We start from the raw sequence: 21,587 nt of genomic DNA on the forward strand, positions 1-21,587 counted from the left end.
CAGTTACTTACAAATATTTTCAGTAGCTATTGCACTTACTTTTAGATTACCCACCTTGGGTACAAAAATACAAAACAAAAAAAAGAATAAGGCTCAATCAAAAATTGTTGTTGAACTGACCTATTTTTTCACAGTTGTAGTTCTGTTATATTTTTACCTGTTTTCTTAAGAATTCAATTAGCAAAATAACAAAAATTGTTTAAAAGTTGCTTGTTATTCAGCCGATCTTTATCAAATCTTCAAAAATATAAAGTATTTTTACGGTTATTAAGTTTTTAATTGGATACCAAAAATTAGTCGAGGTCGGGTTGACACTCGCGCTACAAATATATGCAAATAATACAGATGTAAATCCCTACAGCCGATTCATTTATTGCCAATATTTTTGGAAATTTGATGCCTCCGGCGGACTACGCTAACGCAGCCCAAGTCCACTTACTTGAACTGTATTCTGCCTTACATCATACAGCAGATGTAATGCTGCTAACCGTGGTAGATATAATTAAATTTGTGGTTTGAGTGCGTTGCGGTTCTCCAAGCATGATAATTGAGCAGGTGAGTTGTCTGGCTAGCTGGGTTGTGACATCGCTAATGGCTAATCCGCCAGGACTGGTGCGATTACGTATAAAAGGTAAAACTACTAAGTCATATAATCTTGCTGCCTGCAAAATTGCTTGGGCAACATTTTCGTGAGCAATGATTTGAATTTCTGGGGCATTGGCTAAAGCCAATTTTGATACCAGTAGTGAGAGATGCGATCGCCTCCAAGCAATTTTACTAGAACTAGTGCGGCGATCGCACACATTCAGCACAGTAATGTGGCTCTGATTTGCCTCTGCTAGCATCTGGGCAAATTGTACAGGTTGTAATGTTGGTGCTGTTAAATTTTCTATTGGTACTAAGATCCGCTGAATTTTTTTCGGTGATTCTACTAAACGTGTCACCGCTACTGGACAATGGGATGCCCAAAGCACACCATCAATCACATTCCCAAATAAACGCGCTCGCAACCCAGTCCGTTTACCCCAACCCATAACAATTAAATTAGCCTTTTGTTCGCGGGCTGCTCTGCTAATTCCTTGAGCAAAGGCATCATCAATTCGCAGCATTGGTTCTGCGGCTACGCCCAAGGCTCGACTTTGTGTCGTGGCTTTATTCAATAACCACTCACTCCGTTGTAGAGATGCTTCTAACTGGGGTGCATCCATGTGAGCAGCAGCAGTAGCGATCGCCAGGGGTATAATTTTGCCATGAGACTGACGTGCTAATAATGCCGCCATTTCAATCAAATACTGCTGGGTCTGAGGATTATATATAGGTACGACTATAGTAAAAGCACTGTCTGTTTCTGATGTGTTCTCCTCAGCTAGAGGTGGTGCTGGATCTTTATCTGGTGGGGAATTCAAACCAACAGCTATTCGACTGGTCGTCAACGGCCCCAAGGTTGATGTGACGAGCATTAAGACAATCACACTGTGTAATACTTCTACTGGCAGCAACCCAGCCCGATATCCCACTAACGTTGCTGCTAACGTTGTACCAACCTGGGGAAGTGACAGCGACCACATCGTTAGCATTTCTTGCCATTTATAGCGGTAAACCAGTTTTGTCAACAAAGCTGCGATCAATTTACTGATAATCAAACCAACTACGAGCAACAGCGTTAACTTAAGTGTGTTCAGATTATTCACAAAGGCGGGTAAATCGATCAGTAAGCCAAGGTCAACAAAGAAAATGGGAATGAACAGCACACTGCCAATAAAGACCACCTTTTCTTTGACTGGGCCTTCACCCACAGCTTCATTCACCGCCAAACCCGCTAAAAAAGCACCAACAATTTTTTCTACCCCAATCAATTGAGCGCCCACAGCTGCCAGAAACACAGAAAGCAACACAAACAAAAACTTGTTTCCTTCATCGTCTCCAGACCGTTTGAAAAATTCTTTGCCTGCCCAATCAAAGCCTGTCACAACGGCCACAGAGTAAATAATTAACCAACCCGACAAGGTGAGTAGTTTTGCAAAGCTGAAGGCTCCAGCATTAGAGACCGCTACACAAATGGCTAATATCAGTACTGCACCAATGTTTGTAAAAATTGTAGCTCCAATGGTGACAGTAACAGCTTCGTTATTTACCACTCCCAAACGGCTGATTATGGGGTATGCCAAAAGGGTATAGGAAGCTAATAAAGAGCCAATTAAGATTGAAGTATTCCAGCTATAGCCTAAAATCAGCCCTACTAAAGTTCCCATGAATAGGGGTAGACTGAAAGTCAAGCTAGCAAACCCAAAGGCACGACTTTTTTTCCGGCGAAACTGTTCTAAATCAATTTCTAGCCCAGCGACAAACAGCAAATAAATTAACCCAATGTCTGATAGTAGGTTAATCATCGGTGAGTCAGACTGAAAAAGATTCCAACCTGAGGGCCCAAGTACTAGCCCTGAGAAAACCAAACCCACTAATCCTGGTAATCTTAGCCGCTCAAACATGATGGGTATAACTAAGATGACCACCAGCAAAATAGCAAAGGGAACAATTGGTTCTTTGCCAAGAACTTGGGAAGTTGGTTCCAGAACAAGAACTTGTGATATTAGTTCCATATATAGGAATTGAAGGGGCTATGGAAAAACAGCGATTACCTTGGGGGCGATCGCCCGATCAATATGAATAAATAAAGAAGCCACCTGACGAAAAATCAAAAATCTTCTTAATTTACACTAACTAGGCAATTATTTAAGAATTAACTACCTACGGGTGGATTTGACTCAAAATGAAACGTAAGCGATCGTAGTCGTCTTTAAGTAGCACACTTAAGCTACGTCCAGCTTTAATGAGCCATTGTCGGTCAGCTTTGCGTAACTGGTATACATCTCGAATGGCAGCTGCGGTTAAAGACTCTATTGGCGCACCATTGATACACAGCAGTGTCCGTAAAAAATCTAGTTCTTCAGTAAATTTAATGATAGCTTCTGGTTCACATCGATAAACAGCTTGATGAATTTGCGGGGGACGGGGTGGAAGATACTGATATACTCTTTGGTTATAACTTTGATTTTGGGAAGATAGTTCAAATCCCACGATCGCAGCCCGGAATTCTGTGCGGAGCATAGCAAATATTTGGGGTTGTTCCTCCCGTAAGTCTTGCAAGGACAACCCTAATGCTCTCGCCCTGTGTACGGAATCTATGGGCATAGTGGTAGCATAATACACTACAGCATAAATTTGATTGCCAGATTCTTCATCTACAGAACAGACCCAACTACCAAAGGGCGGCATCGAGGGAAAGCTTAAATCTTCCGGCTCTAAACACTGAGCTAAAAATTCGGTACTAGTAGTTTCAATCACCTCCGCAATGTGGTTCGGATGGCGATCGCCAGTGGCAAACTGTGGTAGGGGGAGGCGCATGGGAGTGCTGTTAGCGATAGCGGGGCGTTTAGCCCGTGCTGAGTTAAGAGTTAGGAGTTCACGAGTTATGAGTTGAGGAATCATAACTCCTAACTCCTAACTTCTCACTCCTAACTAAGTCTTATTTGGCTTTTTTCCGTCCAGCGGTGGTTTCTACGAGTTCTAATTCGCTCAGGCGGAAGGTAACTAATTTATCCCAGTTACCACCTTCAAATAATACGGCTACTTTGCCGTCACTCACCCGTTGCACGAGTCCTTCGTAGCGATAATAGGTATCTGCGGGATTCTTGACGCGAACAGTTGCTCCAGGCAGAATCATTTTTTTAGCCTCGCTTGTTTCCTTTTAATAGCTTAATACTTGTTAATAGTCATTTGTCATTAGTCAATTAACAAAGGACATAGACGCGCCAGCGGCTACTCTACGAGTTCTCCGAAGGAGTACCCGCAGGGTAGGACAAAGGACAAATGACTAATGACGAATCAATAATACTTCTGTCTTTGTCGAAAATTTGCTACCGATTCTACTATTCCCAAGGAAATGAAGTTGGTTAGCATCGCAGAACGCCCATAACTCATCCAAGGTAGGGGAATTCCTGCCACAGGTGCTAAACCAACAGTCATGCCAATGTTGACAATCAGCTGAAACACAATCATGGACAAAACGCCAATAGCCAACAAGGAACCAAAGTTATCTTTGGCGGTTTGGGCAATATGCAGTAGACGGAAGCAAATTAAGCAGAAGACAAACAGTACTACTAAACAACCAACAAAACCGAATTCTTCCCCCACTGCGGAGAAAATAAAGTCTGTATGCTGTTCCGGTACGAAATTCAGTTGCGTCATTGGTCCCTTAAACAGACCCCATCCCCAAATTTCACCAGCACCAATAGCAATGCGAGATTGGATTAAGTGATATCCAGCACCGAGTGGATCGTGATCGGGATTCATGAATACAGTTAGTCGGTCTTTTTGATACTCTTTCAAAACATGGTTCCAGGCGAAGACTCCTAATTCACCACCCAGTATATTGAGAGTCCATGCACCGATAGCACCTAAACCAAATCGACGCCAGGGAAGAGTTTGCCAGCCCACAATAGCCATTGCAACTGACCAAATTAATCCTAATGGGCCAAAAGATAGTTCTTTGAATAAAACTATCGGCTCTGTTAAAGGCCAAGATATACTAAACAAAATGGCGGCAACCACCGGAGAAATCATCAGAATTAACCAGCCTGGGTTAGCATTTGCCCAGTAAAGCATTCCTAAGACGATCGCACCAAATACCAGTGATGTTGCTAAATCTGGCTGTAAAAATACTAGTCCCCAAGGTATAGCGGTGATTGCCAGAACGCGGAAAACACCTTCGAGACTAGAAGCAGTCCGCGTGTGTAGCAAGGCTGCTAAGGTGATAATCATGCCGACTTTGGCAAATTCTGAGGGTTGCACGTTAAAGCCGGCGATACTAATCCACCGCTGCGCCCCTTTGGCGCTAGTACCAGCAATCATCACGGCGATTAAACTGAAGTTCGTCAGTGTGTATGTTACCCAGTGCCACTGCATCAAGAGTTCGTAACGGATGCGAGATAAAAATAGGGCTATAAGCACGCCGATACCCGCTACCATCCAGTGCCACCACCAGTCAGTTACTGGCTGCTTCAGTTCCGTACTGAGAATCATCAGTCCGCCAAAAATACTGACAGCAATCGGCAAACAAAAAAGTAGCCAATCTACATGCTGCCAGGGCTTAACCCAAGACTTCCAGCGAATTTTGGGGAGCGATCGTTTTAACAACATTGTGCCAGTTTAGACTTTAGCTTTAATTGTTGGGAATTGGGAATTGGGAATTAGTCAATATTCAATAGTTATTCTTCCCCAACTTCCCTAATTCCTAACACCCAGTCCCTAGTATTCCCAAGCTATAGCCCAGGAAGTAGATAGAAATTAAAATTTATAATTATGTCAGGGCAGCAACTGATACTTTACCAGCAATGGTAAGAGCGATCGCTGTTAATGCTTTTGCTGAAGCTGAATCTGGATCGCCAACAACTATCGGTACACCACTGTCACCACCAACTCGCGTGGAAATCTCTAGCGGTACGCACCCCAACAGTGGCACTCCCAATTCAGCAGCTGTTTTGGAGCCACCACCGGAACCAAAAATGTCATATTGCTTATCTGGTTGATCGGGGGGGATAAAATAGCTCATATTTTCCACGATCCCCAATACCGGAACATTCATCTGCTGGAACATCCGCAATCCCTTGCGAGAATCTAACAGAGCTACGTTTTGGGGTGTGGTGACAATTACTGCCCCTGCCATCGGCACTGCTTGAGTTAAAGTTAACTGAGCATCTCCCGTTCCCGGTGGCATATCTACAATCAGATAATCCAGTTCTCCCCATTCAACTTGATAGAGAAACTGGCGAATTACACCATTGAGCATAGGCCCCCGCCAAATTACTGGTTGATCTCGGTCAATCAAAAAGCCCATTGAAACTAATTTGACGCCGTGATTAAAAGCAGGTTCCAGGATGTCACCTGTTTCAGTAGAACGCACGGCAATTTGGGCATCAGACAAACCCAGCATGGTAGGGTCATTGGGCCCGTAAATATCAGCATCTAGCAAGCCGACTTTTGCCCCAGTTTGAGCTAGAGCCACTGCTACATTCACTGCCACCGTACTTTTACCAACGCCACCTTTGCCGCTAGAAACAGCAATGATATTTTTGACTCCAGAAATGCCAGTGCGGTCAGGTAAACTTTTTTGTTGCGGTGTTTCTGCCGTCACTTCTATGCTGACATCTGTAACGCCTGGGAGTTTTTTGACAGCTTTCTGACAGTCTTCGACAATAAATTCACGTAAAGGACAGGCAGGGGTGGTTAACACTAAAGTGAAACTAACCTTACCACCATCAATTTTTACGTTGCGAATCATATTCAGTTCTACCAGACTTTTGCGGAGTTCTGGGTCTTCCACTGGTCGCAAAATTTCTAATACAGAGCGGGAATCGAGGACATCGTACATAAAAATTCAAAATTCAAAATGAATAAATACACTTGTGGGGAACATCTTAGGTATTAACTGGATGCCTTCTTAAGTAAGGTCAGCTAAGTTTTATCACTGTTACTGCCGTGATAAAACTTAGCAAATAGCATTATTACCTAATTGAATCTTAACTTTGTTTGGGCATTGGAAATTGAAAAGAGGCAGAGGGGCAAGGACAGGGGGCAGAGGGAAAAACTCTTCTCCCTTGCTCCCTGCTCCCCGCTCCCTTGCTTCTTCCGCAGTACCTAAAAATCAAAACAACTGTCATTAAGAGATTTTTTCTTACCAGATACCGCTGGTAATGCCGTCTTTTCTACTGCCTCGACTAAAGATCGTGCAACGCGGTCTGCATAAGGACGGGATAAAGACCAAATCAAGGGCGATAACCAACCCCGTAGGGTTACAGAATAAGACAAACAAGTACCACAAACCGTTGACTCTACTTGGTAAGTTACCCGTTCTTCTATTCCAGGAATCGCCATCACTCGGATACTCAGCATCTCTCTGGGATTGACGCGTTCCACAAAAATTCTGATGGGAATCGGCGAAAAGCGTGTTACAGCTTGAAAAATTAATCCTGGTTTAGGTACTAATCCGTGGGGGACATTAGTACTCTTAAGTTGCGGATGCCAGGAAACATCTGTTAAGTCAACCACTTTTTGCCACAGTTCATCTACAGAAGCAGAACTAATCTCTCGATACGTCCACACTAGAGAAGCGCAAAACCGACGACGTTTGCGGTGGATGAATTTGGATAACCAACCTTGCATTTTCCTAATCCCCCTCCCTAGATACTTTCTGGTAACTCTGGTATGGCGTGCAACTACGATCAACTGCTAAATTAAAACTTTACTCAAAAATGCCCTAAACATAACAAGCCTCGATTCGATACAGACCCAAACAGCCGACATCAGCAATATGGCAAAAAAATTCTGAGTAGACCAGTCAAATCCTCGATACTTCAAGCTTAAGACTAAAATTTAGTCTTAATACCAGAATATTCCAATTAATAATTTCAAAAAAAACTAATTCAATATACAAGCCTATACGCATTTGAGGGAAAATAACTCTAGTGATGCCTATCAATCGTATAAATGCTTAACCCAGGAAGAAAAAAGCGGGTTGGGCAAATAGAGCTAGATTGTCGGCGCGTGTTTCCCCCAAATTTTAAAATGAAAAATTTGTGGCTTTCTGGAAATTGTAATTTAGGTTCGGGAATCTATGTTGACCAACTCGCAAACACCAACTGTAGAAGCAGAATCATCAAAGTCTTTGCCAGCACCTGACGCCCAGACTAGGGTCAGTCAGTTTATGAAACAACTGCAAGACGAAATTACCGAATCATTGGCAAAACTAGATGGTGTGGCTAAATTTAATGAAGATAGTTGGGAACGCCCAGAAGGAGGAGGAGGGCGATCGCGCGTGCTGCGAGATGGTGCAATATTTGAACAAGCAGGTGTAAACTTTTCTGAAGTTTGGGGTTCCCATTTGCCAGCCTCGATTTTAGCTCAACGCCCAGAAGCCGCAGGGCATGGCTTTTATGCCACGGGAACTTCAATGGTATTACATCCTCATAATCCTTATGTGCCCACGGTTCATCTAAATTATCGCTACTTTGAAGCGGGGCCAGTGTGGTGGTTTGGTGGCGGTCTTGACTTGACACCTTATTACCCCTTTGCTGAAGATGCGGCACATCTACACAAAACATTAAAGCAGGCTTGCGACCAACATCACCCAGAGTATTACCCAGTGTTTAAGAAGTGGTGTGATGAATATTTCTACCTCAAGCATCGTGATGAGACACGGGGTGTCGGTGGTCTGTTTTTTGATTACCAAGATGGACAGGGTGCTTTATATCGCGGGCCAAATCCCAATGGGGAAGCGGCTATTTATAGCAACCAAGTGGGAACACCAGCAACCCGCAATTGGGAAGATTTGTTTGGCTTTGTGCAAGACTGTGGCAGAGCATTTTTACCAGCCTACGTACCAATTGTAGAACGGCGCAATGGGATAGAGTATGGCGATCGCCAACGGAATTTTCAACTCTACCGTCGGGGACGTTATGTAGAATTTAACTTGGTTTATGACCGAGGCACTATTTTTGGTCTGCAAACCAATGGACGCACCGAATCAATTCTCATGTCCCTACCTCCCCTAGTGCGCTGGGAATACGGCTATCAACCGGAACCCAATTCCCCTGAAGCCGAGTTGTATGAGACTTTCCTCAAACCTCAAGATTGGATTAATTGGACACCCAAATAGTTTTGAGTGCTGTTAGCGGTAGCGGGGCGTTTAGCCCGTGCTGAGTGCTGAGTTAGGAGTTAGGAGTTAGGAGTTATGATAATTATCCTGATCTTCCCCGACTCCTTCATCTCACTCATCTCCCTCCTCTCTCCCACTATTTTGGTGAGTTATAACTACTAAAGTTAAGCACTTAGCCGAAAAAGGTGACAAATTTAGCTATAGCTTGTTAATCTCAAGTGACAGCATTAGAAAATTCTGTCACTAGTTAATCTTAAAAGGAATGCCACCGGGAGGGCTTTAGTGATTCATATAGACCAAAAAACTTATACAACCCAAGACGGAAACACTGTTATCGTCTTGACACCATCAGGCCGTCTGGATATCACCACGGCTTGGCAATTTCGTCTGAAGTTACAAGAGTGTATTTCCAAACTCAGTCGCCATGTAGTTGTAAATTTGGCTCAGGTAAATTTTATTGATAGTTCTGGTCTTACGTCTTTGGTAGCTGGAATGCGTGATGCTGATAAAGTCAAAGGCAGTTTCCGCATCTGCAATGTACATCCAGAAGCCAAACTCGTGTTTGAAGTGACGATGATGGATACTGTTTTTGAAATCTTTGAAACAGAACAGGAAGCTTTAGAAGGTGTACCTCGTAGCATTGCCAGCTAAAAAAGAGTTCGAAGTTAAGAGCTAGAAGTTGATTCATAACTCAAAAACTCATAACTTTACCTTATTGAATACTGATTTCGCTTGGTGTAGCGATAAGGCCCCATAATCGCCCCCCAGGTTGCTTTTCCAGTTGCGGGATCAATTCCTTTGTCGTAGCTGTGAAATTCTGTTGCTGTAGCTGCAAAACCTAAAGAAACGTAGATGCTATTGCCAAGATAAGTAAAGCTACAACGAGTCTCTGGTAGTGGGGTAGCGGTAAACTTATAGTGATCGCCAGCTAGTTTCTCTTGAGTAACTGTTAGGATACAACCTGGTAGTAAATCTAATTGTTCGGATGTTAGTGTGTTTAGTAGAGCAGGGTTGTCACCTGCGCCTTTTAATGCACCGGGATCTTGAGGCATATAATATTGTACTTCCACAGTTGCGTCAGAGTCGCTCCTTTGACGCAACCGGATAACCCTCTGGCGGTAAGGTTTATCTAGAGTAATAACGTTAGCCTGTTCGGCAAATAAGGTGATGCTATCTTCTGTGAACAGATTAATCGGTCTTTGCCACAAGCACAGGTGGACATACCAAACTGGTTCTGCTATGGCTTGTTCGCGATTATCAAATTCACCAGCTAGATACTCACCTAAAGCAATTAGCTGCGGCGATAAGTTCATAAATACAAAAAATAAATCATTAAGGATAATAATTTTTGGCTAGTTTTTTAGGAGAAAAGGTCTTATTTGCTGTAGTTACCAGCTTATAAAATACTTTTGATGTGTATATATTGTAAATGAAACCGTAACCCGCTCAAAGCTCAACTTGGCAAAGTAGCCTTTAAGCGAGAAAATAAAGATACGTCGCCCTTAACATTTCTTTTTTCTTTGTGAATAACGTCCGTACAGTCTCTGATACAAAGCGAACTTTCTACAATCTTCACACCCGTCCGATCAACACTATTTATCGTCGGGTAGTAGAAGAATTGATGGTGGAAATGCATCTGCTGTCAGTAAATATCGATTTTAGCTACAATCCAATTTATGCCTTGGGTGTCGTCACTACTTTTGATCGCTTCATGGAAGGCTATCAACCAGAACGAGATCAAGAATCAATTTTTAACGCCTTATGTCAGGCTATAGAAACAGATCCGCAACTCTATCGGCAGGATGCCCAGAGATTGCAAGCTGTAGCTAAAGGTTTGCCAGTTAAAGATTTAATTGGGTGGCTAGGCCAAACTACTCACTTAGATCGAGATGCTGACTTGCAAGCAACCTTACAAGCGATCGCCAATAATCCTAACTTTAAATACAACCGTTTGTTCGCAATTGGTGTATTTTCGTTATTAGAACAATCAGATCCCGAATTAGTCAAAGACGAAAAGCAACTCACTGAGGCGCTAAAAGCGATCGCTGCTGGCTTGCACCTCTCTGATGACAAACTCAACAAGGATTTGGAATTATACCGTTCTAACCTAGACAAAATGGCGCAAGCGCTAATAGTGATGGCAGATATACTCTCAGCCGATCGCAAAAAACGTGAGCAACGTAAACAACAATCAACTACCCCAGTTGCTCCTCCAAGTTCCAACGAATAGTTAAGAGTTAGGAGATGGGAGTTATTCAATTTTAGATTTGAGATTTTTACTTCAATCCAAAATTCAAAATCTAAAATTGCCAGAGTTTAGAGTCACTAACAACTCATCACTCCTAACTCCTAACTCTTAGCTTTAGACGCCCAATATTTTGTAGATTAAGCTGTTAATTATAGTCAGCGTAAATGCTCCAATAACAGCACTCCAAATCCCGTAACGCAGGCGAAAACCTTCTACTAACCAAGCAGCAATACTAAAACAAACCACGGCAATCATAAATGTGAAAATGCCGGATAATAAGTCTAATGTGAGTAGATTTGGTACTGCAAAAATGAGGCTTAAAATCGGTCTGACTATTGCCGTCACGATACCAAGCACTGCGGCAGAAAGAAACGCTTTCCCAGGAGTATCAATTTCAACTCCCAAAGGCAATTTACTAATTATCAACAAGCTGATAGCTGTTACTAGCCAAACAATTAAAAGCGTCACGATATTCATGCCACAACCCCTGATACTAATTAGTAATTTGTAATTTGTAATTAGGACACACTGAAATACGCTTGATACAAGCGCTTTTCAATCTGTTAACCTATTTGGACATCCTTCCCCAATTTGGTATGAAATGTGGATGGTAATTGGTGATTATGTTGCTCAATCTATAGGTGGAAAAATCTTTAAAGCTCAACCAATTATTTGTAAATTAGCAGCTTTTTTTTCTTTAGCCGAGATTTATTCTAGATATCTTTAGGTTTGGTAAAAGGCTTGAAGGGAGAATTGGGAGTGATGAGTGGGGGACAAGGGACACAAGAGAATAACCCATGCCCAATGCCCTTCAGGAGTGCTGAGTGCTGTTAGCGGTAGCGGGGCCTTGAGCCAATGCTAAGTGCTTGAGTGGGAAATTTCACTTATTTACTCAGAACTCAGAACTCGGAACTACTATGCCCCATCCCCAATTCCCCATTCCCCTATCTCATCTTTTAAGAGGAGGTTGGGTTTGTTTGGGTGCTATAGGCGCTTGAGGCGCTGCTGAGTTAGGAACCACCGGAGAAATACCAGGATTGATAGGACTGATGCCTTGCCCAGTTGGAGGCTGAGTGATGCTAGGAAAGGGTACAGAATTAGGTGCTAAGGGGAATTTTGGGGTAATATTCCCTTCGGGATTGATTCCTGGTACTGCACCAGTTCCAGGATTGATTGGGAAAGAGGGGATAGCCAGCTGGTTAGGCGAGTTTATGGGTGGTTGAGATGGGCCAGGAATAATTCCCAAAGAAACGCGATCGCCCCCTACTTGTCGTAGCAAGTCCAATGTCTCAATCACATCATTGTAAGTTGCTGTGCGCGAAGCATTCAGCACGACAATGGCATTAGGGTTTGCTTGGAGATACTGTTTTAAGCTCTGTCTCAAATCTTCCTGTTTTACAGGCTGTTTTTCTATGTAAGTATTGCCCACAGCATCGATGGTAACAATCACACTTCCACTCTGTGAGGTTATTCCAGAGACTGTACTGGGGCTGGCTTTAGGCAAATCAACATTTATTGCCTGTTGCCGTGTAAATTGTAAAGCTGCTAATAAAAAAAATGTCAGGATACAAAAAACGACATCAATTAAAGGAATGATTTGAATTTGGACTTCTTCAATTGGAGTATGTAGATTAACTTTCATGTCTCACTCTCAAGCCTGGTTCAGGGGTTGAATTATTGACTATTAATTAGGTGTATTTGGGGGTTCAGGAGGTTCAGAAACTCTAGTCTTTCCTGGCTTGCGGGGTGGAGTGAAATTTTCTGCCACAATTGCGGATGTCCTATTGCTAAAGTCAGGAGGAGACTGGCGATAGAGCAATTCCATCTCATTCCCTGCCTTCCGAAAAACTTTGACTTGGTTGACTACAAAACTTTGAAATAAGCGGTAAAATACCAAACTAATAATGGCAACTATTAGCCCACTTGCCGTGCTAATTAAGGATTCACCAATACCAGTAGTCACCCCAGCAGTAGATTCAGTTCCCAAATCGCCAATCCGAATTGAGCGCAGAGAGTGGATTAAACCCAAAACTGTACCTAACAATCCTAACAACGGCGCTAGAGCAATCACTGCTTCTAAAAGTTTTTCGCCCCGCCGCATCCCAGCTAATTCGTCTTCTGCCGTAGCCTCAAGTGCTAGTCGAAAGGTTTCCGCATCACTTTTCGCTAAACGTAGGGGGGCATAGAGAAAACGCCCGACAGGCTGATGGCTTGCTTGTCTTGCGATGTCGGCAGCTACTTCCCAATTATCCTGAGCAGCATCCAGGATGCGATCGACTATTTGCTTTTCCTGAGTCAACATTCGCAGCCAGAACCACAAACGCTCGAAAATCACACTCAAAGCCAGAATCGATAGAACTAGCAATGGCCACATCGCTGGCCCACCCTTATAAAATAAATCTAAAATATCCACTGTTTAAGTTTCCTTCCTCCACGACTAGAGCAAATGTGTTAAGGCATTTTAATTCTAGAGATTAATGCAAAATGAGGGACTTCCAAAATATAAATTTCTCAAAAACCTAAAAAAACAATGTAAGCATGACGTATTTGACTGAGACTGTTGTACAAACTTGCTGCTGCGTAGGCAATTGAATGATAGACCGATAAATTTTGGCATACTTTTGCTAGACTTCCTTGTAATACCAATTTGAAAAAAATAGATAAGACCCTACCCAACCCTCTACAAGGCTTCGGGGAGGGTGTGCGTCAGTGAGGATGGGGTCTCGGTCGCAAACATTTTTTGAATTGATATAACCTGAAGTTTCACCACAGGATATTTTCACGTAAAGGAGAAAAAATTTTGGCAGCAGTCCGAGTCCGCCAGCATGTTAATCCACTTGGTAAAAAGTATCAAACACCAGCAAGTCCCCTGGACTGGGAAAAAATTTATGCAAAGCCAAATCAACCACTACATTTAGATATTGGCTGCGCTAAGGGACTGTTTTTGTTGGATATGTCCAAGATAGAACGCAACTGGAATTTTCTCGGCTTGGAAATTCGGGAACCGCTGGTGGTGGAAGCTAATAAGTTACGTTCTGAATTAGGTTTAACAAACCTGCACTATTTATTTTGCAATGTGAATAACTCACTGCATTCGCTTTTATCTGCCCTCCCTCTAGGAAGTTTACAACGCGTTACAATTCAATTCCCCGATCCTTGGTTTAAAACCCGCCACGCTAAACGTCGTGTAGTCCAACCAGAACTAGTGGCAGACTTAGCTAAGTATCTTGCAGTTGGGGGGTTGGTATTTCTGCAATCAGATATGGAATTTGTGGCTGTGGAAATGCGCGATCGCTTTGCTGCTAATTCAGCTTTTCAGAAAGTTGGTACAGAAGAATGGCTAGCCGAAAATCCGCTACCAGTTCCCACAGAACGGGAAATAGGCACGCAAAAAAAGGGTGAGCCTGTCTATCGAGCTTTGTTTGAAAGGGTGAAGAGTACTGACTAGAGATGTTAGAAATATCAACTTTGTCCCACAATTCCGAATTGCAAGTTTTATTGATTAGCCTTAAGACTATTTAGTAGTATAGACTGAAGTCTTACCTATTATCTTGTCGTTAGGTATTGCCTATAATTTGGAAAATTTTTTGGGACATAAATGTTTTATTAAAGGTTAAAATTTTAATGAAATATTATCTGATAATTAGTGCAAAAATTTGTTTTTATAGTAATTTATAGATTATAACCTTGATAAATAAATAGTTTTAACTAAAAGTGTCGATTTATTAGTTGGTGACATAAAAGTTTTATTTATATCTGGTAAAAACTTGTAAAACATAGTTAAATCATTTTCCTCATCCCTAGAATATAGAAAGATTAGGTAATTACACTACTTAGTGATTGAGCCTATATCTAGTTATATATTCTGAGGAAAAGCAAAATGGAAAGGAATAAAAAGAATTCAGATATTAAATTTGACATTAGCAACCTGATTGATAATGCTGTTAACAATGCTGTAGCACGACGGAATCTAGCTGAGGATTTAGAAGATACTTTACTAACTCTGTCTGATGAAGAAATGGCAAACGTTGCAGGTGGTTTAGCAAGTGTTTCTGTTATAAAAGGACCGACCATTGCAGGGGGTATTTTTGTGAGAGAACCGATTACTTGTGGAATAATTGCACAAAATCCGAACTTGAGCGACCAAGCCTTTTAAGTTGCTAGTAACTATTAAACTCTTGGACATTTAATTTGCTTATTTAGGTTGATGGAGAGGAGTTTGACCCGAAATTATCTGTCAATCTCCATCAGCTTAAAAATACAATTCACTATAGGTTCAATTTATGGAAGACATCGCTACAGAAAAGACTACACTTTGCCCTAGTGCAAGACCAGAATGGCAGGACAGTATTGTTTTCGGCGTCGTTGGTGGCACAGTCACAGAACCCCGCGTAGCTTATCTTAAGCAGCCACAGGCTGTCACAGATGAACTGATAGCAAAGGCTAGTCCAGTAACACCCACTGAAATTTTTCGGACGGCTGCACCTTGTGCAACTAAGGGTTGTCAACATTTTGATGGTAAAGATTGTCGTCTGGCAATGCGAGTTGTAGAAAATTTGCCAACGGTAGTAGAGGATCTACCACCTTGTTCCATACGCCGAGATTGCCAATGGTGGGAGCAGGAAGGTAAGGCAGCTTGTATGCGTTGTCCACAAGTTATTACAGATAATTACAATCCCTCTGAATTACTACTTAAAGTGGCGACACCGACCGTTAGTTAAGCCAAAGCGACAAAGTTTATTGAAGTAATTTAAGGAGAATATCATGTCAATGAACATTCATCACAAACATCTCACAAGTCAAATTGAAATTACAAACTTAATTGAAGAAGCCGTTTTGAATGCATCCGCAAGACGAAAACAAGGTTTAGATCCACAAGAGCCGCTATCAGAATTGTCTGAAGAAGAAGAGAAAAATATTACGGGTGGGGCACTAAGAGATGTGATAATTCTCATCGGTGGCTATTTACTGGGTTAATACTGCTGCGCGTCATTTGTAATTTATATACCGCAGACATTTGATTAATTTGAAATGGATGTTTTATTAACGTCGTGCGGTAGTAGTTTTAAGAATCCTTGCAAAAACAGGTTGTGGTAGTTAAGTTACTACCACTATTTTCTCTACATCAAAATTGGTTGATGCATTTAAAACTTATGACATTTCTCTTAAACTCTCATAATGTTGTCGATTATTTAATTGTACAGGGATTATGGAATCAGTCAGAACAACCACCGATTAAGGTAGAACCACTTACAGCTAAAAACTTTAATTTATTAGTTACTTTGTCAGGAGATCGCAAACTTCTTGTTAAACAAGAACGACACAATCAAGAAGGGAAAGTGGCTGGTGAATTTTTAAGTGAGTGGCGAATGCAAGAGTTTTTAGAACGATTTTCAAACCTTGGCAACTACCGCTTATTTTTACCAGAGGTACTGCATTTTGATAGAGAAAATTCCATTATTGTTTTCAGATATTTGGATGATTATCGAGATTTAATGGATTTCTACACTAAGGAAAATAGCTTTCCTACAGAAATCGCTACGGCAATTGGTAATATTTTAGGGACTATCCATCGTGATACTTTCAACCGCCAAGAATATCAGCAATTCTTTTCTAAAAATTCAGATAATTTCATGGGTGATCAAGTATCATATTTAGTTCGGAGATTAGAACGAGTTGAACCGGAAATTTTTGGTATAGTTCCTGGCGATGGGTTAAAGTTTTTTGCTTTATATCAACGTTATGATAGTTTGGGGCAGGCGATCGCTGAATTGGGTAATGCTGTAACGCCCTCTTGTCTCACCCACAATGATTTGAAACTAAATAATATTCTCCTTTACAAAGATTGGCATAATTCCAGTAATAATATTATCCGCCTAATTGATTGGGAACGCTCGACTTGGGGAGATCCAGCTTTTGATTTAGGAACACTTATTGGCAGCTATGTACAAATCTGGCTTGCTAGCTTGGTTATCAGTAATTCTTTGAGTATTGAAGAGTCTCTACGCTTGGCAATAACACCTTTAGAACTACTTCAGCCTTCAATTGGTACATTAACCCAAGCTTATTTAAACACTTTTCCAGAAATTCTAGAACATCGTCCTGATTTCTTGCAACGGGTGGTGCAATTTACAGGTTTTGCTTTGATTCAACAGATTCAGGCGATGATTCAGTATCAAAAATCTTTTGGCAATATGGGGATTGCTATGCTTCAGGTTGCTAAGACATTATTAAGCCGTCCTATACAATCGATGCCAACAATTTTTGGTGATGCTGCTGTTGAATTAAATCACCTGAGTAGTTCTGCTGTTTAAATCATTTTGTTATTACTAAAGTAGTCGTTATGCAATTATTAAATTCTCCTCAAACTCAGCTAGAAATTGTTTTAACTGGGCAATTACTGGATATTCTGCAAGATATTGTTCAGAAAATTGAGATAAAATCTGATTTCTCCATCCACCATCCAGATTACAAACCGTTAGAATTACCATCTGAGGCAGTTGAACGTTTTCAGAAGATGCCAACCCAGATGCAACAGAAATATCTGAGTCTGCAATTGCGGAGTTTTCTTTATGGTATATATTACAACAGTTCTATGCAAAGTACGTTGGCACTAGATGGAGAAGGAAATGGTTTGCCCCTGGATTTGGAGAATAATACTGTTTTAGGGGTAGATGTGGGATTTTATAAGCGATTGCATGAAAGTAATTTTGGAGAGGGCTACTTTGACCCTGGTTGGTCTGTTTTGAGAGAAGAACGCGATCGCAGTTTAGCCGTGACTAAAGGCGGTTTGAGGCTGCATATTGAACGGAATAAGCATCTTCAACCTACTGAAGTGGCAGCTGTGGTAGGTGATTCTGTTGCTATCCAGATGCCGAAGAATCTGGTGCAAAATGGCTTTTACGTGGCAGTTAGCAATGTCGTATCTGAAAGTCGTGAAAATCTGGTACGGGTGTACTTTAACTTCAGCCCTGAAGGTGCAGTGGTGGTTATGAGTAGCTTGACGCGGCGACTGAATGCCATTCCCATTTTCTTCCACTTTAAGGTGCTGTATAACCCAGATGACTACAAGCGTTACGATTCAGGGGTACTGTACTTTGAAAAAGGCAACTATGAAGCTGTCCGGCAAGTCCTTGAGACTGTCTATGCAGAAAACCAATCGCATTTTCAGCCAAAGGTGCCGCTATTCACTATGCAACTTGCACCAGGGTTAGGGTTGGCAGAAGAACCAGACCAAAAGTTTGCTGTTCAAGAAAGCTTTGGGATGAATCGCTGTCAGATTGTGGCAAATGGGTTGCTGACAGCTTGGTATCAAGAGGATAACTCAATTGAGAGGCGAATGAGGGCTATAATTGAGCAATTTTCTTCTTTGGGAATCGAATTGCAGCGTTCATATCTTAATGCCAACTCTGAAGATATTTATACACTTTTAGAACTGTAAAATTTTCATTCCAAAAAAGACTAAAAAAATGCTAAAAAACTTGTTGATAGCTGCTACAGGAGCAGCATTGATTACTCTTGGAGTTGGAGAAGCTTCATATGCAGCAAGCTTAAGTGTCATAGCCAGTGGTTTAGGCTGATAGTTTCACACAAATAGCAGCAATATCAAAAGCTGTATTGAGTTATTATTGAAAATAACCTTTCATACAAATAAATTTAGTTTTTCTGAGAAAAGTGCGAAATTGTTTATTTTTTTCAAGCATCAGTTTAAGCTAACAGCAAATCCCTCAATTTTATTGGGGGATTTTTTTATTGTTTAATCAGGTCAATACTAAAACAATTATGTCCTCTCAAACTAAGCATAACGATAATAATAAAGGGTTTGGCTTGTATCTTGTAACTATAATTTAGTATAGATGTAGGGTGTGTTACGGCGGAACACCTAACACACCCCAATAAACAATTAAGCGATCGCCCATAAGAGTAACTAGCAACTTGGGTTAGTAAAGCAGGATTTCAACTAAAACTTGTAACTCGTGAGTTAGGAGTCAGACCGCTTGCTGCTTATGACCGAGGCGATGGTAACGCCAAATTTGTCCAAGCAACGGAGAAGATTGACGCAGACCTGTTGTTGCGTTTAGCATCTAACCGATGTGTATGGGGTACACCCGGTACTTACAAAGGACGAGGCGCACCTTGTAAGCATGGTCATAAGTTTAAGCTCAATGACTCGGAAACTTGGCCTGTGGCAACTGAAACTCTAGAAGTTGAAGACCCGAAAGTTGGTCGAGTTAAAGTAATGCGTTGGAGTGGGTTTCATTTCCTTCAATCCCCAAACCGGGCAATGGAAATCATTCGCGTCGAGGTCATCAAACCAGTAGGACGTAATCGTAAGTTCCAACCCTTATGGCTAGCTTGGTTGGGTCTGACAATGCCTGCATTAAAGGATCTCTGGCACAAATATTTACGCCGTTTTGCCCTAGAACATTGGTATCGATTTGCGAAGCAGAGGTTGTATTGGACACAACCTCAACTTAGTTCTACTCAGGCAGCAGAGCGATGGAGTGACCTGATGCCCCTGTTAACTTGGCAACTATGGCTTCGTGAGTTGCCTGCATCGACTCCCCATTGCCTTGGCAATCGAATCAGGATACACTGTCTCCAGGAGGTGTGGCACAAGCGTTTCCACTAATTTTAGCCGCCATTGGCACTACTGCCCAACCCCCTAAAACTCGCGGTAAATCACCAGGTCGCGCCCAAGGGCATCAGCCACCTCTACGTCCCCGTTATCCCACTGTCAAAAAACACGCATCTAAAAAACCTAAAACCGAAGAATCACTTAAGAACGCCGATCTAACTGCTGCTTAGTTTCTGCTTCTTTTTTAATGATTCCACTTAACTCAGCCTCTAAAAGAAGTTGGGTCACTTTCTCTTGCCTTTTATTCATTGCTGCTAAATGCCAAGTAGTCCAAACTCAAGTAGCTTAGAGTTTAGATGCCAACTGTAGAGGCTGTGGAAAGCGATCGCGCAGTTTCCAGCACGTCTAACCTAAGTTCGACAGATTGTAGCAAATAGCATGAGTTCTGCTCCTACCACCAGAATCAAATAGCCCTAAATTTTTATCGTTCGGTCTAAGAGGATTCTTGGGCTGATTTTTTATTGGTTTTTCTAATTTGTATTATAGCGTTTCCTAATAATATGAGGTACGTTATAGTCCCCTCATCGCTTGCGGGGAGGGGGTGGGGTTCTTGTATCTCACTCAAGCGAGAACCGCTATAATAAAGTAAGCAATTAAGAATAAAAAAGGTCATAAATATTTTATATATGTCATCAACTATAAGATGCTTTATTCCAAATAAATATGAAATTTTTATTTTCGGAAAAATAACGCAGTAAATTTTGTAATAAACAAACCTATAAGTGCATTATTTATGGCACATTCTTTAGTAATATAAACCTTGAAATAATAGATTAAATAACACATTATTATATTAAGGGAATAGAAAAACTAAAAGTCTAATTCCAACTGAAAAAACTTTACTTAGGAGTAATTTTACAATGGCTAACATCGTAATCTCTGAACTACGTCCTGCTGGTGCTGAATTGTTCTATGGTTCTGAAAGCTTTATGAATGATTTGACCGATAGCGAACTGGATATCACTAAAGGTGGTATGACTCCCGTTTTTGGTGCTGGTGTGCTAGTTGGTATCACAATTGGGTTGGCTATTAGCGCTGTTATTTATTAGTAGTACGGTTTATTTGCGCCGACCTACTTAGTTAAACCTAAAAAAACGTTTGTAGTAGCGCTACTCTGGGAAAACCCAGTCTGCGTCTATAGTGCTAAAAGCGCTACTACAAACATCAAAGCAATTTATGTGTAATTAGGTTAACTTATTTATTTTAGACTGTTCAATTTGTTGGTTAAGCCACTGAGTGAATAAGTTTAAAATTATATTTGTGCGGAGTTTTTCATTTAGGTCTGGTTGAATTAGTTCCTCTACTAAAATTAAGTGTACTCCCTTAGAAGTCACTATCGGTTTAATAACCTGTGGTGGTTTAGCAGTAAAAACAGCAGTAGAAATCTCTGGTTTTAAATCTTGGCGACGCACTATCCCCAAATATCCACCTTTGCGGCGTAATTCTGTATCTTGAATGTATTTGTGAGCAACATCATAGAAACTCATCTCACCTTCCTTAATCGCATAGAAGAGTTCTATGGCTAAATCTTCATCATCCAGAACAACTTCATACATCACCACGCCAACATAATCTAGTTGGTTCTCAAAGAAAGAGGGTTCAACTTTATCAGCGAAAAGATGATTAGCTAACTTCCCAGAGATGAGACTGATGTCAGCAATTTCTTCAAAATCATCTATAGACAAACCATGTTTCTCTAACCAATTCCAGGTATCATCAGCACTATCGAGTTTATTCGCTAATCGTATTTGGTCTGCTGCTTTCTGAAGTTCCTCAACCTCCACTTTTATACCAGCTTCTTCAGCAGCCGCTATAATCACCTTGCGGGTAACAATCTGCTCAACTATCTCAGGAATTTTACAAGATACCTTAACTTGGTGAAGAATGTCTTCCTTGGTAATGGTGATAGGTTGTGACATGATATTCCTCCTAAATTTGGTTTGACTTATTAGCTGGATGTAGAGACGTTACATGTAACGTCTCTACAT

At 41.4% G+C, this 21,587-nt stretch carries 21 protein-coding genes and 1 pseudogene; 11 read left to right on the forward strand and 11 right to left on the reverse strand.

Annotation, left to right across the window (positions count from 1 at the left end):
• Positions 1-461 precede the first annotated feature (461 nt).
• The 6 genes from HWQ42_RS22735 to HWQ42_RS22760 all read right to left on the reverse strand — a co-directional run bounded on the left by HWQ42_RS22735 (position 462) and on the right by HWQ42_RS22760 (position 7,221).
• Entirely contained in the window at positions 462-2,600 is a 2,139-nt protein-coding gene (locus HWQ42_RS22735; protein WP_292816340.1) for a cation:proton antiporter, read from the reverse strand.
• Between the two features lie 148 nt (positions 2,601-2,748).
• The gene (locus HWQ42_RS22740) at positions 2,749-3,405 is read right to left on the reverse strand and encodes an HAS-barrel domain-containing protein (protein WP_292735362.1); all 657 of its coding nucleotides are present in this window, start codon (positions 3,403-3,405) and stop codon (positions 2,749-2,751) included.
• Positions 3,406-3,526: 121 nt separating this feature from the next.
• Positions 3,527-3,724 carry an NAD(P)H dehydrogenase subunit NdhS gene (locus HWQ42_RS22745; protein WP_094351697.1) on the reverse strand — a complete coding sequence of 66 codons (198 nt, stop codon included), beginning with the start codon at positions 3,722-3,724 and terminating at the stop codon, positions 3,527-3,529.
• 161 nt (positions 3,725-3,885) lie between these two features.
• Entirely contained in the window at positions 3,886-5,199 is a 1,314-nt protein-coding gene (rodA, locus tag HWQ42_RS22750; protein ID WP_292816342.1) for a rod shape-determining protein RodA, read from the reverse strand.
• Between the two features lie 160 nt (positions 5,200-5,359).
• Positions 5,360-6,430 carry an Mrp/NBP35 family ATP-binding protein gene (locus tag HWQ42_RS22755; RefSeq protein ID WP_292816343.1) on the reverse strand — a complete coding sequence of 357 codons (1,071 nt, stop codon included), beginning with the start codon at positions 6,428-6,430 and terminating at the stop codon, positions 5,360-5,362.
• Positions 6,431-6,696: 266 nt separating this feature from the next.
• Positions 6,697-7,221, reverse strand: coding sequence for an SRPBCC family protein (locus HWQ42_RS22760; RefSeq protein WP_292735314.1), 525 nt, complete (start codon positions 7,219-7,221; stop codon positions 6,697-6,699).
• A gap of 451 nt (positions 7,222-7,672) precedes the next feature.
• On the opposite strand from HWQ42_RS22760, the gene hemF reads away from it, so the two are divergent.
• Positions 7,673-8,713 (forward strand): oxygen-dependent coproporphyrinogen oxidase, encoded by a 1,041-nt coding sequence (gene hemF / locus HWQ42_RS22765; RefSeq protein WP_292816345.1) that lies wholly within the window; start codon positions 7,673-7,675, stop codon positions 8,711-8,713.
• 282 nt (positions 8,714-8,995) lie between these two features.
• Positions 8,996-9,364, forward strand: coding sequence for an STAS domain-containing protein (locus HWQ42_RS22770; protein WP_292735320.1), 369 nt, complete (start codon positions 8,996-8,998; stop codon positions 9,362-9,364).
• A 56-nt stretch (positions 9,365-9,420) separates the two neighbouring features.
• On the opposite strand, the gene HWQ42_RS22775 is transcribed toward HWQ42_RS22770, so the two are convergent.
• Complete coding sequence (locus HWQ42_RS22775) at positions 9,421-10,026, reverse strand: chromophore lyase CpcT/CpeT (RefSeq protein ID WP_292816347.1); 606 nt, start codon at positions 10,024-10,026, stop codon at positions 9,421-9,423.
• A 209-nt stretch (positions 10,027-10,235) separates the two neighbouring features.
• On the opposite strand from HWQ42_RS22775, the gene psb29 reads away from it, so the two are divergent.
• On the forward strand, positions 10,236-10,943 hold the full coding sequence (psb29, locus tag HWQ42_RS22780; RefSeq protein WP_292816349.1) for a photosystem II biogenesis protein Psp29: 708 nt from the start codon (positions 10,236-10,238) through the stop codon (positions 10,941-10,943).
• Between the two features lie 132 nt (positions 10,944-11,075).
• Here the strand turns inward: psb29 and HWQ42_RS22785 are convergent, their stop codons facing one another.
• The 3 genes from HWQ42_RS22785 to HWQ42_RS22795 form a co-directional block, all read right to left on the reverse strand.
• Positions 11,076-11,438, reverse strand: a complete 363-nt coding sequence (locus HWQ42_RS22785; protein WP_292816351.1) for a phage holin family protein — start codon at positions 11,436-11,438, stop codon at positions 11,076-11,078.
• A 472-nt stretch (positions 11,439-11,910) separates the two neighbouring features.
• Complete coding sequence (locus HWQ42_RS22790) at positions 11,911-12,603, reverse strand: biopolymer transporter ExbD (RefSeq protein WP_292816353.1); 693 nt, start codon at positions 12,601-12,603, stop codon at positions 11,911-11,913.
• A gap of 42 nt (positions 12,604-12,645) precedes the next feature.
• Complete coding sequence (locus tag HWQ42_RS22795) at positions 12,646-13,374, reverse strand: MotA/TolQ/ExbB proton channel family protein (protein ID WP_292735335.1); 729 nt, start codon at positions 13,372-13,374, stop codon at positions 12,646-12,648.
• 387 nt (positions 13,375-13,761) lie between these two features.
• Between HWQ42_RS22795 and trmB the strand changes: the two genes are divergently transcribed.
• The 8 genes and pseudogenes from trmB (at position 13,762) to HWQ42_RS22840 (ending at position 20,648) form a co-directional block, all read left to right on the forward strand.
• Positions 13,762-14,409 carry a tRNA (guanosine(46)-N7)-methyltransferase TrmB gene (trmB, locus tag HWQ42_RS22800; RefSeq protein ID WP_292816354.1) on the forward strand — a complete coding sequence of 216 codons (648 nt, stop codon included), beginning with the start codon at positions 13,762-13,764 and terminating at the stop codon, positions 14,407-14,409.
• Between the two features lie 432 nt (positions 14,410-14,841).
• Complete coding sequence (locus HWQ42_RS22805) at positions 14,842-15,117, forward strand: hypothetical protein (RefSeq protein WP_292816357.1); 276 nt, start codon at positions 14,842-14,844, stop codon at positions 15,115-15,117.
• 127 nt (positions 15,118-15,244) lie between these two features.
• The gene (locus tag HWQ42_RS22810; protein ID WP_292816359.1) at positions 15,245-15,682 is read left to right on the forward strand and encodes a nitrogen fixation protein; all 438 of its coding nucleotides are present in this window, start codon (positions 15,245-15,247) and stop codon (positions 15,680-15,682) included.
• A gap of 43 nt (positions 15,683-15,725) precedes the next feature.
• Entirely contained in the window at positions 15,726-15,938 is a 213-nt protein-coding gene (locus HWQ42_RS22815; RefSeq protein ID WP_292816361.1) for a hypothetical protein, read from the forward strand.
• Positions 15,939-16,114: 176 nt separating this feature from the next.
• Positions 16,115-17,275, forward strand: a complete 1,161-nt coding sequence (locus HWQ42_RS22820; protein WP_292816363.1) for an aminoglycoside phosphotransferase family protein — start codon at positions 16,115-16,117, stop codon at positions 17,273-17,275.
• 29 nt (positions 17,276-17,304) lie between these two features.
• The gene (locus tag HWQ42_RS22825) at positions 17,305-18,402 is read left to right on the forward strand and encodes a T3SS effector HopA1 family protein (RefSeq protein WP_292816365.1); all 1,098 of its coding nucleotides are present in this window, start codon (positions 17,305-17,307) and stop codon (positions 18,400-18,402) included.
• A gap of 501 nt (positions 18,403-18,903) precedes the next feature.
• Positions 18,904-19,769 (forward strand): annotated as a pseudogene (locus HWQ42_RS35610) (transposase); the annotation flags it as partial.
• 690 nt (positions 19,770-20,459) lie between these two features.
• Positions 20,460-20,648, forward strand: coding sequence for a hypothetical protein (locus HWQ42_RS22840; protein ID WP_292816370.1), 189 nt, complete (start codon positions 20,460-20,462; stop codon positions 20,646-20,648).
• Positions 20,649-20,783: 135 nt separating this feature from the next.
• On the opposite strand, the gene HWQ42_RS22845 is transcribed toward HWQ42_RS22840, so the two are convergent.
• Positions 20,784-21,518, reverse strand: a complete 735-nt coding sequence (locus tag HWQ42_RS22845; RefSeq protein ID WP_292729680.1) for a peptidylprolyl isomerase — start codon at positions 21,516-21,518, stop codon at positions 20,784-20,786.
• Between the last annotated feature and the right edge of the window lie 69 nt (positions 21,519-21,587).

The sequence above is a fragment of the Nostoc sp. JL23 genome (assembly GCF_017115065.1).
Taxonomy (GTDB): Bacteria; Cyanobacteriota; Cyanobacteriia; order Cyanobacteriales; family Nostocaceae; genus Nostoc; species Nostoc punctiforme_A.

Excerpts from the sequence above, each read along its gene's own strand:
- HWQ42_RS22735 (WP_292816340.1), bottom strand. The coding sequence starts at position 2,600 with ATGGAACTAATATCACAAGTTCTTGTTCTGGAACCAACTTCCCAAGTT.
- HWQ42_RS22740 (WP_292735362.1), bottom strand. The coding sequence starts at position 3,405 with ATGCGCCTCCCCCTACCACAGTTTGCCACTGGCGATCGCCATCCGAAC.
- HWQ42_RS22745 (WP_094351697.1), bottom strand. The coding sequence starts at position 3,724 with ATGATTCTGCCTGGAGCAACTGTTCGCGTCAAGAATCCCGCAGATACC.
- rodA (WP_292816342.1), bottom strand. The coding sequence starts at position 5,199 with ATGTTGTTAAAACGATCGCTCCCCAAAATTCGCTGGAAGTCTTGGGTT.
- HWQ42_RS22755 (WP_292816343.1), bottom strand. The coding sequence starts at position 6,430 with ATGTACGATGTCCTCGATTCCCGCTCTGTATTAGAAATTTTGCGACCA.
- HWQ42_RS22760 (WP_292735314.1), bottom strand. The coding sequence starts at position 7,221 with ATGCAAGGTTGGTTATCCAAATTCATCCACCGCAAACGTCGTCGGTTT.
- hemF (WP_292816345.1), top strand. The coding sequence starts at position 7,673 with ATGTTGACCAACTCGCAAACACCAACTGTAGAAGCAGAATCATCAAAG.
- HWQ42_RS22775 (WP_292816347.1), bottom strand. The coding sequence starts at position 10,026 with ATGAACTTATCGCCGCAGCTAATTGCTTTAGGTGAGTATCTAGCTGGT.
- HWQ42_RS22785 (WP_292816351.1), bottom strand. The coding sequence starts at position 11,438 with ATGAATATCGTGACGCTTTTAATTGTTTGGCTAGTAACAGCTATCAGC.
- HWQ42_RS22790 (WP_292816353.1), bottom strand. The coding sequence starts at position 12,603 with ATGAAAGTTAATCTACATACTCCAATTGAAGAAGTCCAAATTCAAATC.
- HWQ42_RS22805 (WP_292816357.1), top strand. The coding sequence starts at position 14,842 with ATGGAAAGGAATAAAAAGAATTCAGATATTAAATTTGACATTAGCAAC.
- HWQ42_RS22810 (WP_292816359.1), top strand. The coding sequence starts at position 15,245 with ATGGAAGACATCGCTACAGAAAAGACTACACTTTGCCCTAGTGCAAGA.
- HWQ42_RS22815 (WP_292816361.1), top strand. The coding sequence starts at position 15,726 with ATGTCAATGAACATTCATCACAAACATCTCACAAGTCAAATTGAAATT.
- HWQ42_RS22820 (WP_292816363.1), top strand. The coding sequence starts at position 16,115 with ATGACATTTCTCTTAAACTCTCATAATGTTGTCGATTATTTAATTGTA.
- HWQ42_RS22825 (WP_292816365.1), top strand. The coding sequence starts at position 17,305 with ATGCAATTATTAAATTCTCCTCAAACTCAGCTAGAAATTGTTTTAACT.
- HWQ42_RS22840 (WP_292816370.1), top strand. The coding sequence starts at position 20,460 with ATGGCTAACATCGTAATCTCTGAACTACGTCCTGCTGGTGCTGAATTG.
- HWQ42_RS22845 (WP_292729680.1), bottom strand. The coding sequence starts at position 21,518 with ATGTCACAACCTATCACCATTACCAAGGAAGACATTCTTCACCAAGTT.